General features: G+C 34.1%; 16 protein-coding genes. 10 read left to right on the plus strand and 6 right to left on the minus strand.

The window, feature by feature from the left end:
- Positions 1-20: 20 nt before the first annotated feature.
- Entirely contained in the window at positions 21-425 is a 405-nt protein-coding gene (gene apaG / locus EJB00_RS05580; RefSeq protein ID WP_015587971.1) for a Co2+/Mg2+ efflux protein ApaG, read from the minus strand.
- 106 nt (positions 426-531) lie between these two features.
- On the opposite strand from apaG, the gene EJB00_RS05585 reads away from it, so the two are divergent.
- On the plus strand, positions 532-1608 hold the full coding sequence (locus tag EJB00_RS05585; RefSeq protein WP_135353027.1) for a 5-(carboxyamino)imidazole ribonucleotide synthase: 1077 nt from the start codon (positions 532-534) through the stop codon (positions 1606-1608).
- Between the two features lies 1 nt (position 1609).
- Here the strand turns inward: EJB00_RS05585 and EJB00_RS05590 are convergent, their stop codons facing one another.
- On the minus strand, positions 1610-2632 hold the full coding sequence (locus EJB00_RS05590; protein WP_015587973.1) for an aspartate-semialdehyde dehydrogenase: 1023 nt from the start codon (positions 2630-2632) through the stop codon (positions 1610-1612).
- Between the two features lie 138 nt (positions 2633-2770).
- Here EJB00_RS05590 and EJB00_RS05595 point away from each other — a divergent pair, with 138 nt between their 5' ends.
- Positions 2771-3196, plus strand: a complete 426-nt coding sequence (locus tag EJB00_RS05595) for a hypothetical protein (protein ID WP_015587974.1) — start codon at positions 2771-2773, stop codon at positions 3194-3196.
- 28 nt (positions 3197-3224) lie between these two features.
- Here the strand turns inward: EJB00_RS05595 and EJB00_RS05600 are convergent, their stop codons facing one another.
- Together EJB00_RS05600 and EJB00_RS05605 are read right to left on the minus strand one after the other, a co-directional pair.
- Entirely contained in the window at positions 3225-4511 is a 1287-nt protein-coding gene (locus EJB00_RS05600; RefSeq protein ID WP_015587975.1) for an APC family permease, read from the minus strand.
- Between the two features lie 70 nt (positions 4512-4581).
- A complete protein-coding gene (locus EJB00_RS05605) occupies positions 4582-5856 on the minus strand; it encodes an APC family permease (protein WP_135352977.1) in 1275 nt (424 codons plus the stop codon).
- A gap of 136 nt (positions 5857-5992) precedes the next feature.
- Here EJB00_RS05605 and EJB00_RS05610 point away from each other — a divergent pair, with 136 nt between their 5' ends.
- Both EJB00_RS05610 and surE read left to right on the plus strand, forming a co-directional pair.
- Positions 5993-7435, plus strand: a complete 1443-nt coding sequence (locus EJB00_RS05610; RefSeq protein ID WP_135352976.1) for a hypothetical protein — start codon at positions 5993-5995, stop codon at positions 7433-7435.
- 213 nt (positions 7436-7648) lie between these two features.
- Complete coding sequence (gene surE / locus EJB00_RS05615) at positions 7649-8419, plus strand: 5'/3'-nucleotidase SurE (protein ID WP_135352975.1); 771 nt, start codon at positions 7649-7651, stop codon at positions 8417-8419.
- Here the strand turns inward: surE and hisS are convergent.
- Both hisS and EJB00_RS05625 read right to left on the minus strand, forming a co-directional pair.
- The gene (gene hisS / locus EJB00_RS05620) at positions 8416-9639 is read right to left on the minus strand and encodes a histidine--tRNA ligase (protein WP_135352974.1); all 1224 of its coding nucleotides are present in this window, start codon (positions 9637-9639) and stop codon (positions 8416-8418) included. The genes surE and hisS overlap by 4 nt on opposite strands.
- A complete protein-coding gene (locus tag EJB00_RS05625; protein ID WP_006015115.1) occupies positions 9636-10208 on the minus strand; it encodes a NifU family protein in 573 nt (190 codons plus the stop codon). The genes hisS and EJB00_RS05625 overlap by 4 nt, the downstream gene beginning before the upstream one ends.
- 169 nt (positions 10209-10377) lie before the next feature.
- On the opposite strand from EJB00_RS05625, the gene EJB00_RS05630 reads away from it, so the two are divergent.
- The 6 genes from EJB00_RS05630 to EJB00_RS05655 all read left to right on the plus strand — a co-directional run bounded on the left by EJB00_RS05630 (position 10378) and on the right by EJB00_RS05655 (position 16757).
- Positions 10378-10629, plus strand: coding sequence for a J domain-containing protein (locus EJB00_RS05630; protein WP_225416266.1), 252 nt, complete (start codon positions 10378-10380; stop codon positions 10627-10629).
- A gap of 90 nt (positions 10630-10719) precedes the next feature.
- A complete protein-coding gene (locus EJB00_RS05635) occupies positions 10720-11793 on the plus strand; it encodes an ankyrin repeat domain-containing protein (protein ID WP_167470141.1) in 1074 nt (357 codons plus the stop codon).
- Between the two features lie 255 nt (positions 11794-12048).
- Positions 12049-13179, plus strand: coding sequence for an ankyrin repeat domain-containing protein (locus EJB00_RS05640; protein ID WP_015587981.1), 1131 nt, complete (start codon positions 12049-12051; stop codon positions 13177-13179).
- A gap of 267 nt (positions 13180-13446) precedes the next feature.
- A complete protein-coding gene (locus EJB00_RS05645; protein WP_015587982.1) occupies positions 13447-14637 on the plus strand; it encodes an ankyrin repeat domain-containing protein in 1191 nt (396 codons plus the stop codon).
- A 129-nt stretch (positions 14638-14766) separates the two neighbouring features.
- Positions 14767-15993 carry a cytochrome b gene (locus EJB00_RS05650; RefSeq protein WP_015587983.1) on the plus strand — a complete coding sequence of 409 codons (1227 nt, stop codon included), beginning with the start codon at positions 14767-14769 and terminating at the stop codon, positions 15991-15993.
- Positions 15993-16757 carry a cytochrome c1 gene (locus tag EJB00_RS05655; RefSeq protein ID WP_135352972.1) on the plus strand — a complete coding sequence of 255 codons (765 nt, stop codon included), beginning with the start codon at positions 15993-15995 and terminating at the stop codon, positions 16755-16757. The genes EJB00_RS05650 and EJB00_RS05655 overlap by 1 nt, the downstream gene beginning before the upstream one ends.
- Positions 16758-16759 lie beyond the last annotated feature (2 nt).

The following is a 16759-nucleotide window of genomic DNA, read 5'->3' on the forward strand; positions in this document are numbered from 1 at the left end:
CAAATACACTATCTTGACGATCAATGAGGCCTAGTGTTAACGTATGGACTGTCTAAAGAAAAGGATGGTACCATAACATCAAAGGTTTTTATGCTCTCTTCGTTCAGAAATTCATATTTACCCTGCATTATTCCTGATGGTGTATTTAAGTATGTTCCACTTGTATATTTGAATACCTCTCCAGATTTTATTACAGGTTGTTCTCCAATAACACCAACTCCGGCAATTTCATTTATTTTACCCTTATGATCTATTATTCGCCAATAGCGACTTAATAATTGAATAGTTGATGAGCTTTTGTTTTTTATCTTAACATTATACATCCATACGTAACAATTTTCATAAGGAATGGATTGCTCTTCAATATAAATTGGCAAAACTGTAACTTCAACAGAATTAGTAATAAGTGTGTATTTCATGGTCATCGTAAAGTGTTCATGATAAAAATTTAACACACTTCAATTATACACTTTTTTCATAGATTTTCCAAGCATATTATCGTACTCTAACTAGGAAATATTAATCTACATGATGAACAAAACAGATCCACTGGATAAAAAAGTGATAGGAATAATAGGAAGTGGGCAATTAGGTAAAATGACTGCTATCGCTGCAATAAAACTTGGGCACAAAACGCATATTTTTGCCAGTGCTAAAAACGATCCAGCTTGTTCTATTGCTGATGATTTAACAATAGCAGACTTCTGTGATAAGAGGGCACTTGAATCTTTTGCACAGAGTGTGGATTTAGTCACTATTGAATCTGAAAATATTCCATGTAGTGCAATTGATATTGTGTCGCAGCATACAGATTTTTATCCAGGCAAAAAGGCGTTACACATTTCGCAAAATAGGCTGAGAGAGAAAGATTTTATTAGAGATTTAAGCATAAAAACTGCTGATTACAAAAGTATACAAAATTATAATCAGCTACTAGAAAGTAGTGAAACTTTTAGCTATCCAGTGAGGCTAAAAACAACAGAAATGGGTTATGATGGAAAAGGACAATATGTGATTGAAAATGATTCTGAACTGAAGCAATTTGCTTCCTTCGATTGGAATAAAGAGTACATTCTTGAAGCAAGTGTTGATTTACTGAAAGAGGTTTCAATAGTCGTTGCAAGAGATAAAAACGGTAAAGTAGCTTTTTTTCCTATAGCAGAGAATCACCACGTTGACGGAATACTTAATACTTCAATAGCACCAGCTAAAATAGATAATAAATTAGCCCAAGAGGTACAAAAAACTGCAGAGAAAATAGCAACTGCGCTTGATGTAGTAGGAATTCTAGCTATTGAATTTTTCATCACTCAAAATCATGAATTACTAGTTAATGAACTGGCCCCAAGACCCCACAATTCTTGCCATTGGAGCTTGGATGCATGCAACGTTAGTCAATTCGAGCAGCTAGTTAGGATAATATGCGGGCTATCTATGCAGGAAGTAGTATTACGCTTTCCTTGCATGACAAAAAATATAATAGGTAATGATATATATAATTCTCACAAATATTTGAGCAATGAAAAAGCTAGTTTAACCATATATGGGAAAAAAGAGGTTAGGGACAAGCGTAAAATGGGACATGTCAATATAGATTTAAGTTATTGAGCTATAAATGCTCTTTGATCAAGATCTCCAAGATCTGCACTATATTTAGTGCTGCACCTTTGCGTAGATTATCAGCTACTATCCACATATTTAATCCGTGTTTAACGGTATCGTCTTGTCTAATACGCGATATGTATACGGCATCCTCTTGCACAACATCAATCTGAGTCATATATCCACCATCTTCGCGCTTATCTTGCACTAAAACTCCATCGTCTTCACTGAGCATTTCACGAGCTTCTTCTTCAGTTATATGCTGATCAAATTCTACATTTACTGCTATAGCATGACCAACAAGAACAGGTACTCGGACACAAGTTGCAGTTACTTTTATATCCTCTTCTAAAATTTTTTTTGCCTCCTCTTGCATTTTCCACTCCTCTTTTGTAGAACCATCTTCCATGAACTCTCCTATATGAGGAATGCAATTAAATGCTATTTGCTTAGGAAATATTTCAGGTTTTTTAGCTTCATTCATAAAGATTTTTTTTGTCTGATTGTAAAGCTCATCCATTGCTGCTTTACCTACACCAGAAGTTGATTGATAAGTTGAAGCAACGATTCTCTTTATTTTTGCTTTTTGGTGTAATAAATGTAATGCCAGCAACATTTGTATTGTAGTACAGTTTGGATTAGATATTATGTTATGGTTTTTATATTCCGTAATTTTATCTTTGTTGATCTCTGGAATAACTAGTGGCACGCCTTCTTTCATCCTAAAATAGGAAGTGTTATCTATCACAACGCACCCAGCCTCAGTTGCAATTGGTACGTATCTCTGAGAAACATGAGATTCTGCACAGAAAATGGCTATATTAGTTCCAACGAAGTCATAATCCTCAAGACATAAAACTGTTAACTCTTTGTCACCAAAACTCACCTTTTTTCCCTTTGATTTTTTCGATGCAAAAGCAACAACAGAATCTATTGAAATTTTTCCTTCGTCTTGAAACTCGGCAAGCGTGCTTAATACCTCACGCCCTACTCTTCCTGTTGCTCCAATAACAGCAATTTTATATCCCATATAGATAAACCTCTGACTTTAAAGCTATATTATATTTTTACTGATAAAATTTACAATTACTTTAATATTTTTACCTTGCAATTAACCATAATTTAGTTATAATTATAAGATACTAGTAATATTGCATGGTAGAATGAAATGAGTAAAAAACATGATGACACTAAGGTCAAACCTGCAGTATCTGAATTTCAAAAGCCTGAAAAAGTCAATAGATTAGAGATTCAAAATGTTCTTTCGAAAAAAAGCAAGCCAGCGATAAATTTTGATGATAAAAAGTATGGTGTGAAAATTTCTAAGATAGACCAGCATCTTTCAAACAAGAAGCAAGAATCTTTTGGATTAAGAGATTTTTTAAGTTCAATACCAATAATAGGAAGATTTTTAGTGAAAATTTTCACGCCTGAAAAAGAAGAGTATAAAAAACTGCAATCGCAAATAGGTCTTTCTAATAAAGCAAAAAATGAGATCTACATAGATAATAAACGCACAGAAGAAGTAGGTAGTAAACTTGAGAATGGTAATATTGAACAAGTAGATAAAGAGAAAAAAAATCTTGGCCCATAAATATCAACCATTTAAAGGGTATCTCTCATTACTGAATTTGTTGCACAGAAGTTTTACGATACCAAAATAAATAAATAGGCATGCCACTTACAGTGAACAGGCTCGAAATCAGCAGGGTGCTTACAGGGGTTTCTAATATCACCCAACAACAAAAGGTTGTTGCTATACCACCAATTAAAAGCTTATAACAACTCCTCTCCTGTATAATAACCTTTAGAAAGGCAAAACAGCACGCAAGATAAACGAACAAAAATGAAATTACAGAAAAGTCAATAATCGACGTAATCTGCTGGGCAAAATTGTTGTTTGAAGTGAGAATTAGTAAAATTGCAGTTCCAATTGAACTAACTGTTATTCCCAAAAAAGGAGAGCCATGCTTGTTCCTTTTAGAAAAGAATTTTGGCATTAGTCTATCTTCTGCAAGACCAAAAGCAACTTGTCCACTAGATAAAACCCAGGCATTTAGACTGCCAACACAAAAGATGAATGCAATTACAGAAATAATCAAATGCCAATTACCAGAAAACATAATTTTTATCGCATCAACATATGGTGCTCTTGAATTTGCTAAATTATTGCCATTGATCAATCCCATAATCGCGAAATTATTGATAAAATATATAACAGCAACACAAATTGTGCCAAGCACTACAGCTTTTGGTATAGTTTTAGCTGGATTATCAACTGAACCTGCAGGTGCTGTTGCCAATTCAAGTCCAATAAAACACCATAAAGTAAGGAGTGTAGAGTGGGCAAGAATTTGCGATGTTGTAAGACTTAGTATTTCTTCACTTATAATAAAGTTGTTTCTATCGAAAAAAAACAGTGCTGCTACAGGTATTGCAAGCAATACAGCAACCTTCACAACCGTGAGTAAAAACTCAATTCGCCCTGCAGTAGCTATTCCCCTTAAATTTATTAATGTAATGATTGTAAATAACAACAGCTCTAAAAATAAACGTATGCTCTTGATATCTTCATGGAAAAATGGTGTAAGATAGCCAACACCCACAACTATTAAAGCTGTTGTACTAACCCATGAGATTACCCAATATGTCCAACCAACAAAGAAAGCTGCGGTAGAACCAAAAGTATGTTTCACATAAACGTGAGGACCTCCTGTTTCTGGAAACTTTGAACATAGCGTAGCAAAAACTAGCGCAAGAGACACAGCACCAGCTCCTGATATCATCCAGCTTATAAGGCTATAAGCGCCATATGGAGCAAGGCTAATTGGAAGCATAAAAACCCCAGAGCCGATCTGACTACTAATGACTAAAGCAAAAACAGCCCAAAAACCTATTTTATTTGACACAATACCTCTTAATTCTATTAATGTAAGCCAGTAGTATAGCTTAAGAATTTTAGCAAATAAAAAATTTAAGTTAAGTTTTTAGTTTATGATACCAAAGTAGATAAATCAGTGTTCCGCTTAAAGGGAATAGACTTGATATTAACAATGTTTTTATAGAAGTCTCGTATATTATCCAACAGCAAAAAGATACAGCCACACCTCCAATTAAAAATTTGCAGTAGCTTTTGTCTTGTATATTAACTTTGAGAAAAGCAAAGCTACATGTTAAGTAGATAAACAAAAATGACACCACAGAGATATCAATTATTGAAGTTACTTGCTCAGCAAAACTTTTGTTTGACGTTAGGATAAGTAAAACTAACACCCCCAAAGTACTTAGTATTATTCCCCATAATGGAGCATCATGCTTATTTTTTTTGCCAAAAAATTGCGGCATTAACTTGTCTTTTGCAAGGCCTAAGGTGACCTGTCCATCAGCTAAAAACCAAGCATTTAAATTACTTACAGAAACGATAAAGGCAACAACAGAAATAATTAAATGCCAATTACCTGGAAACATAATTTTGACTGCGTCAACGTATGGTGCTTTTGAATTTGCTAGGTCATTACCATTTATTAATCCCATAATTGAAAGACTATTGATGAAATATATCACAGCAACACAGACTGTTCCAAGCACAATAGCCCTTGGTATTGTTTTAGAAGGATTATTAACCGATCCTGCAGGTGTTGTTGCTGATTCAAGTCCAATGAAACACCATAAAGTCAAGAGCGTAGAACGGGCAAGAGTTTGCGACATCGTGAGATTTGATACTTCCTCACTTACAATAAAATTATTTCTATCAAAGAAAAATAGCCCTGCTATGGGTATTGCAAGAAGTGCGATAATTTTAACGCTGGTCAGCAGAAGTTCAACACGGCCAGCGGTAGTTACTCCTCTTAAGTTTATTAGCATAATAGCTAAAATTAATATTATTTCTAAAAGCAAACGTATATTTTGTATATCATTATGAAAAAGGGGAGCTAGATAACCAATACTTGCAATTGTCACAGCTGTTGAACTAACCCATGAGCTTAGCCAATATGTCCAGCCAACAAAAAAAGCTGCTGTAGAGCCAAAGGCATGTTTCACATAAATATGAGGACCACCCGTTTCTGGAAATTTTGCACACAATGCAGCAAAAACTAAAGCAAGAGATATAGCGCCAAATCCTGATATCACCCAGCTTATGAGGCTATAAGCGCCATAAGGTGCAAGGCTAATTGGAAGCATAAAAATTCCAGAGCCAATTTGGCTACTAATCACCAAGGCAAAAATAGCAAAAAAGCCTATTTTATTTGACACGACAATGTTTAATTTTTATCTGAATAATTAACAATATAGTTGAAGCTCAGAAATTTCAATTGGTCTTTAAAAAATTTGCATTTTTTTAGTTTAAGCATATAATTAAAAGTATATTAATAGATTATTAAGAGGTAGCATGAATCCAAGGTTAAAAGCTTTTTTGATTATTTGTAGTTTTATTTTATTCTTACCTTTTATTTATCATTATTTAAGTCTTTTCGTTAACTATATCCTTGATCCAATTCTAGTTCGTCCTTGTAATGACTTAATTCGTAATCTTTATACCTACTTATCTACAAGTACCTCTAGTCCTGCATTAGCGTTCTTTGCTACAGGTTTTATTGTTATCGCTGCATTTATTTGCCTGAATAAAATGCTCCTGCCTTTGCAAGAGAAAATCATAAACAACTATAACTCATTTAAAAATGACAACATTGATAGTAATAACACGTTATTTGAGATTTATAATGATCCGACAATAAAACTAAAGGACAAAATCTTATTTTTCAATATACACTTAATATATTATCTACAGCTTCCATTTTTGTACGTTGCATCAAAAATATCAGCTCTACGTGGATTTCTTATATTCAATTTTGGTTTATTATTGTTAAATTATACACTGCTAATTCCAGTAGCACTTCTCGAATTAATAAAGTACCCATTGGTAAAGCTTTTTTCACCTTTGGGTTTGAATGTAAAGCAACTTAGCTTCTTGTTTAATGTAAGTGATGTAGGCACTGGCAGTCAGAGTGTCCATAATAGAAGTTTTCAGCAAAGCGTTATTGAGTGTGCCAAAAAATTAAAGGAAGAACATGGTACTCCGTCAAATGAGCTGGATGAAGAGTTTAAAAGTTATATAAGCGGGTTGACAAATCAGCAGAAAGAATTGATAGCACCTTATTTGAAGCTAGATAATTATAGAGAAGGAGAGTGGGTAAGGTGGGTAGATTCCAAAACCGGACTGACATTAACACAAGCCATAAATTTAGTTTTAATTGCAGCAAGAAAACAAAATGCAGATGTAGAGCTATTGAAATCTGTATTGCTGGTTCGTTTTGAGGAAAGTAATCGCCAGTGTGGTCCTGGAATGCTTAATCGTATCATTTATGCATTAAGTGGCCTTGAAGCAGAAAATAATTTTGCAGCTCAACTAGAACCTCAGATAATAGGAGAGTTGGCAGGTAATTCTACTAAAAGATTTCTTGAGCAATCTGTAGATAAGCACTACTTTAAAATCAAGATTTTAAAAGAAAATTTTGATGACTTATATTCACCAGGTTCTGGAGTGGATTTGAGCAATGCAAATGATGAAGTAAAGGATGGGATTTCTCATATGAGAAGTGCTATAAAAGAATTTGTATTTAAAGAGTTATATGTGAAGTTTTATAATGACTATGGAGAACATATTCGAAGAGGGCAAATAAAACAAAGGCTGAGAGAATTAATAACAGATGAAGTCATAGATGCAGCAATATTTGGTAAGATAGATGAGGTAGCAATACCTGAAAAACCATCTACTTATCTTGAAAAGATGAAAGCATTTTTTGCAGGGCATACAAGATTCTCTACTACTTAGAGCTCTGAGACTTGCCTAAGCTTTGATTGTGAGTTAGGCGTGAAGCTAAAAGGATTGGTGTTTATGGTTAACTCACAGCAAGCCAAGCAGCAGTAACCTGGCAGCACTTCTAATTTTTCCTTATTGATTTGTAGCAGATTCTTTGTTAAAGTCCATGGTTATGAAAAGAAACTTAAAATCTCATCAGTATACTTTGATGGATGAGTATTGAATATGATAATACTGATAACAAATGATGACGGCTTTGAAAGTGAAGGAATAAGATTACTCAAAGAGATTGCACATAGTTTTGCATCAGAAATATGGATAGTGGCACCAGATACTGATAGGAGTGGAGCTGCAAGATCTCTTGATTATCCAGTGAAGCAATCTATTAAAATAAATCGGCATAGTGAAAGAGAGTTTAGTGTATCTGGTACTCCCGCAGATTGTGTCATTATCGCGTTAAATAAAATTATGAATAAAAAACCAGACTTAATATTATCTGGAGTAAATATTGGATCAAATGTCGGCGATGATATTTGTTATTCAGGCACAATCGGTGCTGCAATGGAAGGTGCTGCAAGATCTATACCTTCTATTGCGCTGAGCCAAGTTTATCATGATAAAATAGACTGGAACAATACAAAAGTTTTTGCACCAAAGGTTATCAGCAAGCTAATGAAAGTTGGTTGGCCTAAAGATATAGTGATGAATATAAATTTTCCTGCTACAGAAAAAGTGAAAGGGGTCGAATTTGCTGAACAAGGTGAATATAACATTGATGGTGATTTAACTTTTACTGAAAACTTGAATGGTTCTTTGAGCTTAAATTGGTCTCGGGAACACTCAGGCAGTGGTAGTGTAGATAAAATAAAAGGAGGTTTTATTACTATTACACCGATAAAATTAGATTTTACAGATTATGATATATTAAATGCTATGAAAAATTCTTGTGCAGAGGAATTTTCTTCTATAGCTAATACTCCTATTGCTTCTGATTAGATATTTTCTACGATTTTATCGCGAGCAATCATTTTTTCTTCACCCGTGTCCATGTTTTTAATTTTTAAAGTTTTACTGCTTAGCTCTTCATTACCAAAAATTAATGCAATTTTTGCATTTGCTTGATTTGCTTTTTTCATGCGGGTTTTTAGAGTTCCACTATGTTCATAAACTACGTATAAACCATTCCTGCGTAATTCATTTGCAAGTGTTAAAGCATGTTCTTCAGCCTCTCTACCAATTGGAATTAGGTAAATAGGTCGCTCTTCTTTCGGAGAATAATTGATTAACTCCATTATGCGTTCAATACCTCCTGCAAATCCTATCGCTGGAGTGTGTTTTCCACCTACTGAAGATACTAGATTATCGTATCTTCCACCGGCAAAAACTGCTCCTTGTGCACCTAAATCTTCTGTGACAAATTCAAATACTGTGTGACAATAATAGTCTAGACCTCGAACTAATTTGCTATTTACAGTGTAAGGTATGCCAAGAGCTTGCAGTCCATTTAACACCTGGTCAAAGAAATATGAAGATTCTTTTGTATAATAATCACTGATTTTTGGTGCGTCAGAGATTATTTCTTTATCTGTCTTATCCTTAGAGTCTAGTATTCTGAGTGGGTTTTTAATCAATCTATTTTGACTATCTTCTGATAGGTCATTTTGAAACTTTTTTAAATACGATATCAAAGCTTCTCTATACTTACTTGTTGTTTCACTATCACCCAAAGAGTTGATTTCCAGTCTTACATTCTCATTGATGCCAAATTCAGTTAACAAATGCTGAGCGAGTGATATCAATTCAATATCAGCTTTTGGATTTTCTATACCAAAAACCTCAAAATTTATCTGATGAAATTGTCTTTGTCGTCCTTTTTGTGGTCTTTCATAGCGAAATGCAGGTCCTGTTGAGAATAATTTTATCGGTGTTTGCAGTTTTTTTTCAATAAGTAGCCTGACAATCGCTGCTGTGAATTCAGGACGTAGAGTTATGCTCTTTCCTCCTTTATCAATAAAAGTATACATCTCTTTATTTATGATATCTGAACTACCACCTAAAGTCTTTGTAAAGACTTCTGTGTATTCAAATATCGGAGTTTGAACAGGTAAAAAGCCGTATAAACTTGAGATTCTATTTGCTGTTTGCTCTATGTATTTAAATTTATACCATTCATCAAACAGAAGATCTTTCGTTCCTTTAACTGTTTGATTAGTCATAGCATAGTCTCTATACCTGAAACTTCTGGTATGTGATAGCTTAGCATATTCTGCACTCCTTGTTTTAAGGTAATTGCAGCACTTGGGCACCCAGAGCAAGCTCCTTGCAGTTCAACGTAAACTATTCCGTCTTTATAGCCACGGAACTTGATATCACCACCATCTTGAGCAACTGCAGGTTTAATATAACTTTCCATCAATTCTTTTATTCTATTTACAATTTCTATATCATTTTCATTAAAGAATTCTTCCTCTAGCATTTTATTATCACTTACTCCTTCTTTATCAAATGCTTTTCCACCAGAAGTAAAGTGATCCATAATTGTAGTTAAAATTTCCACCTTTACTATATCCCAATTCATTCTATCTGATTTTGTTACCGAAATAAAATCATGACCAAAAAATACTCTTACAACATGTTCTATTTGAAAAAGATTTACTGCTAATTTAGAGTTCTTTATTTCATCTGCATTTGAAAAATCAGCTGTTTCTCCTTCGCTCAGAATTTCAAAACCAGGAAGAAATTTTAGCGTGTTTGGGTTTGGTGTTTCTTCAATCTGGATAAACATGTTATTTACCATGACAATTATAATTGTTACTATTTAATCATAAAATGATAAAAAAATATACATGTCATTCATCTTCTTCCTTTTTTTGATATTCACAATAATCACGTTTGTTTTACCTAGCGTTGTTGTATTCTTTCTCTTTTTGGCAAAGAGAAATAACATAAGTTTTATGATGAACTCTATATTAAGTAAGTTTTTGAACGAATTTAACAGCAGTAAAAGTTACACCAAAAATTACACTGGTGATAATATGTCCAAAGATGAAGCATTAAAAATACTAGGGCTGAATTCCGAGGCAAGCCAAAATGAAATCAATCAGGCATACCAAAATTTAATGAAACTGGTCCACCCAGACAAGGGAGGATCGGAATATTTTGCACAAAAGTTAAACGCAGCACGTGATAAGTTGATGAAGACCTAATTTTAACCATTGTTTTCTCTGTAAATTTTGCTTGTACATATTAAGTTGCATGATATAAAACCGGAAACATTATTCTTTAGGAGGTATTTGATGAAAAAACTTGAGAGATTTAGAAAGAATTTATTTGCGGCTATAGATGAGCTTAATATTAATAAAGTTAAAAGATATGTTAAAAAGGCAAGATATATAAATAAAGAAAAAGAGATTATTAATGGTAAAAAAGATGGTATGGCACCTATACATCTTGCTGTTTATAGAGGTAGCTTAGAGATAGTGCGGTTTTTGCTTAAAAATAATGCTAATATTAATGCTGTTAGTGATGGATGTCTTGTTCCTTACTCGTACGTTACTGCCATGAATAGCAAAGCAGAAATAAAAGAAATGATATATCATTGTACTAGTAGTACCACTTCCCAAGTAATGCAAGGTTTTACAGCTTTACACTTAGCCTTTTTTTATTGTCTATTAGATATCGCGAATCTTCTGCTCAATAATAATACTATTAATATTAAAAATGCAAATGGCAAAACGGCATTTGAGGTTATCCCAGGTTATGAAAGTCTTTGCAGTGATGGCTGTGACATAGGAAAAATATTCTTAGCTGTGTTAAGATTTCATAAAAATAATTGTACAGAACTATTACTTTCTGCTAGAATTAATACTAAATTAGAGTTAGAAGCTGGTGATACTCCAGATGCAGCAAGTAGTATAGGGAACCCTTTCTCAGCCTCCACTAGGGCAAATACTAAGATAGGATTGGAAGCTGGTGATACTCCAAATCCTGCACCAAGCAGTGCAGTAAAACCTTTTTCTTTTATTAATAGTATATTTAGTTGGGTAACCACTGCCACACTCAATGGCTTATTCAGCAGTGCTCCTATTTTACTTCCTGCACAGCAATTTGTTGATCACTTGGCTGGTAGCCCAATTGGTTCTTCACAAGTTGATTTTAATGCAACAGCTCTACTAGTTGATGTAGTGGTCAAAAAGTTCACAGGGAAAAAGTATTCAAGGCTACTGGACAATCCACCTCTGACAAGACTTGATATTATAGAAAAAAAACTCGAGACGGCAATTAGTAGTTGTGAAAAACGTTATCAATGTCCTCGAAGTTCATTTAGCGATTCAACAATATCTAGGTTTTCATCATCACAGTCCCTCTAAATCAGTTAAAATAAGCACTCAAATTTGAGTGCTTATTTTTCTATCCCTTATTTCCTCTTCTAAAGCAGATTGCTTCTTATTAAGAGCAAAAAAATTTGAATAAGGAAGCTCAGCATGTCTTGTACGAAAGTTAAAATGATAGGTTGTTGGAAGACCTAATTCTTCACTATTGAAATTTTTTCTCTGTAAATTTCAATTGCACATACTAAATTGTGTGATATAAAGCCAAGGATGTTGTACTTTAGTAGGTATTTGATGGAAAGACAAAAAATAATTGAGACATTTGGAAAAAAATTAGCTTCTGCTATAGGCAAAGGTGATTTTCAAAAAGTTAAAGAATATATTGAAGAGATAGAGCATAAACAAATAAAAAATGAGGTTTTGAATTATGAAAAATACTATATGAAACCTATACATCATGCTACTCTCTTCGGTAATTTAAAGATATTACGGTTTTTATGTAAAAACGGTGCTGATGTTAATACTACTATTAGTGATCGATATTTGAGTACTCCCTTGCACATCGCTGCTAGACATAACAGACTAGAAATAGCAAAGTTTTTACTTGATAGTTGTGCTAACATCAATGCTAAAAATTATCAAGGCTGTACACCTTTGTACTTAGCATCTAACGATTGTCATTTAGATATGGTAAAACTCCTACTCTGTAGAGGTGCTGATGCTAGTATTCAAAGTCGTTACGGCAAAACAGCATTAGATGTTGTTGGAGATGCTAGAAAAGATGAATGTAGTAGTAGTGAAATTCAAAAAATAGAATCTGTATTGAGCAATGCTACTGAAGCTGACTGTGAAGCAGAATTAACTTCTATAAAAGCATGTATTAAAGACGCTAACGACAGCACAGATTTGGTAAGTAGTGCAGCGAGTCTTCAATTATTCCCTACCAAAGCAATTAAGATAGAATTGGAAGTTAGTAATACCAAAAACTTGGCAAGTAGCACAGTGAACTCTTCCTCCACTCCTACCAGAGCAGATTTTAAAGAAGCTAGCAGCATCACAAGCGGCGCAGTAAAACCTTCTTCTTTTATTAATAGTATATTTAGTTGGGTAACCACTACCACACTCAGCAGTGCTCCTGCTTTACCTCCTGCACAGCAATCTGTTGATCACTTAGATTGTAGCCCAATTGGTTCTTCACAAGTCGATTGTAATGGAATAGCTACTCTAATTGCTATGGCAGTAAGTTATATTAAAGGAAAACAATATTTAAGGCCACTGGACAATCCACCTCTGACAAGAATTGATATTATAGACAAAAAAGTCGAGACGGCACTTAGTAAGTGTGAAAAACTTTATCAATGTCCTGAAAGTTCATTAAGCAATTTAACGATATCTAAAGGCGTGTGCCATCAAAAATCTCTTTAAATCGGTTAAAATAAGCATTCAAATTTGAGTGCTTGTTTTTATATAATCCTCTTTAAGTTTAAGCTCTTATATGTTGGGAATAAGCTGCTACGCAATTTAAGTAAATTAAGGAGGTTTATGGTGTTTTGTACAAAAACTAAATGTAGCATGTGATGAAATAACAATCTCTTGCGTTGTAAAATTTTTTTTAATTTTACATATAAATTCCACTAGCATATGCCCAAATTATGTGGTATAAGGGCAAAAATTTTATCCTTTAGGAGGGTTATGGTTACAAAAACAGAAGTTAAAAAATGGAGAGATGGGTTACGTTCTGCAGTAAAGGAACGTGATTTTCAAAAAGCTGAGGAAGCTGAGGAGTATATTAGAGAAGGAAAGACACATACTACTAATGTTATTAACTCTAAAGATAGAAATGGTAACTCACCTTTATCGATTGCTGTTAGTAAACAAGATTTAGAAATGATGAGGTTTTTAATTGAGAATGGTGCAGATGTTAATATTGAGGACTTTTTTCGTGTGCCTCCTATATACTATGCTGTTACAAAGGGCACCAAAGAAATGATAGAGCTTCTAATCGATAAAAAGGCTAGCATTAGTGGTTATTTTTCATATGCTGGTGAAAGACGTACTCTTATAGGCTGGGCTATAGATAAAAATAGTTCGGAAAAAGTAGAGGTCCTACTTAAGCATGGTGCTAGTCCAGATGGCAAATTTGATTTTAATGATTCTTCACAAGATTCGTGTCTACATATTGCCACTCAGAAAGATTACCAAAAAATAATAGAGCTTCTTATTGAATATCATGCTGACGTCAATGTTCAAAACAGACGGGGGCACACACCTATATATTTGGCTATTAGTTTAAAACGTCCAAAAATAATGAAGCTGTTATACGATAGTGGTGCTGATATTGATAATGTTAAGGATATAAGGAACGAGACACCATCAGATTATGTTAAGTTATTTTATCCCGGTAAAACGATAAAAGAGATTGTTGCAGAAGCAGAGAGTGCCAATGTAAACCCAGGTGATACTACTCTTGCACCAAGTAGTGCAGTAAGACCTTCTTCTTTTATTAATAGTGTATTTAGTTGGATGGGAACTTCAACAACTGCTGCACTCAGTAGCTTATTTCAGAGTGCCCCTGCTTTACCTCCTGCACAGCAATCTATTGAACATTCAACTGGAAGCTCAATTGGTTCTTCACAAGTTGATTGTAATGGAGCAATTCTGCTAACTGCTATAGCAATCAGTAAATTCACAGGGGAAAGATATTCAATGCCACTGGATAATTCGCTTTTGACATTGGAGCAAATTAAAGAAAGAAAAGTTAGTGCTATAGAAAGAAATGTCAAGATGGCACTTAGTAATTGTGAAAAACTTTATCAATGTCCTGAAAGCTTACTGAGCAACTTAACAATATCTAAAGGCGTGCGTCATCAAAAGCCCCTCTAAATCAGTTAAAATAAGCACTCAAACTTGAGTGCTTATTTTTGAAATCTATTCTTTAAATTCAAACTTTTTATTGTGCGTTGTAGGTAAGTTGTTACAATAAAATAAGTTAAGATGAAAAAGCTTTAAGTTATGGAAGATGATAGCAAAAAAGAAATAATAGAAGAAAAAGGTATATTTGGTTGGATAGAGTATAGGCTGCCCATATTTTCTTTTCTAAAACATACTGCTTCTTATCAGGTACCAAAAAATTTAAATTATGCTTGGAATTTTGGTTCTTTAGCTGGTATAGCGCTGATTTTACAAATAATAACAGGTATATTTCTTGCTATGCACTATACTCCGCATGTTGATCATGCATTTAATAGTGTGGAGCGTATAATGCGTGACGTAAGTTATGGATGGCTGATACGTTATACTCATGCTGTTGGGGCATCACTCTTCTTTATGGTGGTCTATGTTCATATCATGCGTGGATTATATTACGGATCTTATAAGAGACCGCGAGAAATGGTGTGGTTTGTTGGCATATTTATATTTTTTGCGATGATGGCAACTGCCTTTATGGGGTATGTTCTTCCATGGGGACAAATGAGCTTTTGGGGTGCAACAGTTATAACTCAATTATTTTCAGCCATACCTTTAATTGGCGATAAAGTAGTTATATGGTTGTGGGGTAGTTTTTCCGTTGATAACCCAACACTCAATCGTTTTTTTGCACTGCATTATCTTCTGCCTTTCATTATTATTGCTTTAGCTATGTTGCATGTTATTGCTCTACACAGATTTGGCTCTGGTAATCCAAGTGGAGTGGAGGTGAAATCAAGTAAGGATACTATTCCACTATATCCTTATTATATAGCAAAGGACTGCATAACTTTTGGCCTGTTTTTTATAGCTTTGTTTGCATTTGTTTTCTATGCTCCTAATTATCTTGGGCACCCTGATAATTATATAGAAGCTGATTTTATGGTAACTCCAGTACATATAGTGCCAGAATGGTATTTTTTACCTTTTTATGCGATGTTGCGTTCAATTCCAAATAAACTTATTGGTGTACTTACCATGTTTGGATCTATTTTAGTGTGGTTTCTTTTGCCTTGGCTTGATAAATCAAAGGTTAAAAGTGGCGCTTACCGTCCATTGTTTAAGAAATTTTTTTGGGTTTTTGCAGTAAATTTTGCATTTCTTGCTTGGCTTGGAGGTCAGGAAGTTAAAGAGCCTTACATTACTTTAAGTAGGCTTTCAACTCTTTATTATTTCTCATATTTTGTGATAATTTTACCTTTACTGAGTAAGTATGAGAAACCAAAAAAATTACCAAAAACCATAAGTGATTCTGCGCCGGAGATGAAGTAATGCTGGTTAAAAATATATTTGCTGTATTTTGTGCATTATTTCTTGCTAATTATGTATGTGCGGAAGAATTCACGCCATCACCAAATAAGAAGATGGACTGGAGTTTTGATGGAATTACTGGATCTTTCGATAGAGAGTCAATTCAGCGTGGCTATAAAGTATACAAGGAAGTCTGTGCTGCTTGCCATTCAATGAATAGAATAGCGTTCCGTAATTTGCAAGATGTTGGTTTTTCTGAAGAGGACGTAAAACAAATTGCAGCCTCTTATCAAGTTAAAGATGGTCCGAATGATTTGGGTGAAATGTTTGATAGACCTGGAATACCATCAGATTATTTTATTGCACCTTTTGATACGAAAGAAGCAGCTGCAGCAAGCAACAATGGTGCAATTCCACCAGACTTATCACTCATTGTCAAAGCAAGGCACGATGGTGCAAACTACGTCTATTCACTTTTGATAGGCTATCAAAACGGCGAGCAGGATGAGAAAGGTTTATATTTTAATCCATATTTTTCAACAGGCAGGTTAGCTATGGCACCACCACTCTCTGAAGGAATGGTAGAATATGATGGTGCAAGACAAGCCACAGTTGAAAATATGGCATATGACGTGGTAAATTTTTTACAATGGGCAGCGGAGCCAGAACTGGAGCGCCGACATAAACTTGGGCTAAAAATAGTGACATATTTTATAATTTTGACGGTATTTTTCGTTCTCACTAACAATAGAATTTGGAGCCAACTCTATAAAAAAGGAAAATAGAA

This window comes from Wolbachia endosymbiont of Drosophila mauritiana (genome assembly GCF_004795975.1).
Taxonomy (GTDB): Bacteria; Pseudomonadota; Alphaproteobacteria; order Rickettsiales; family Anaplasmataceae; genus Wolbachia.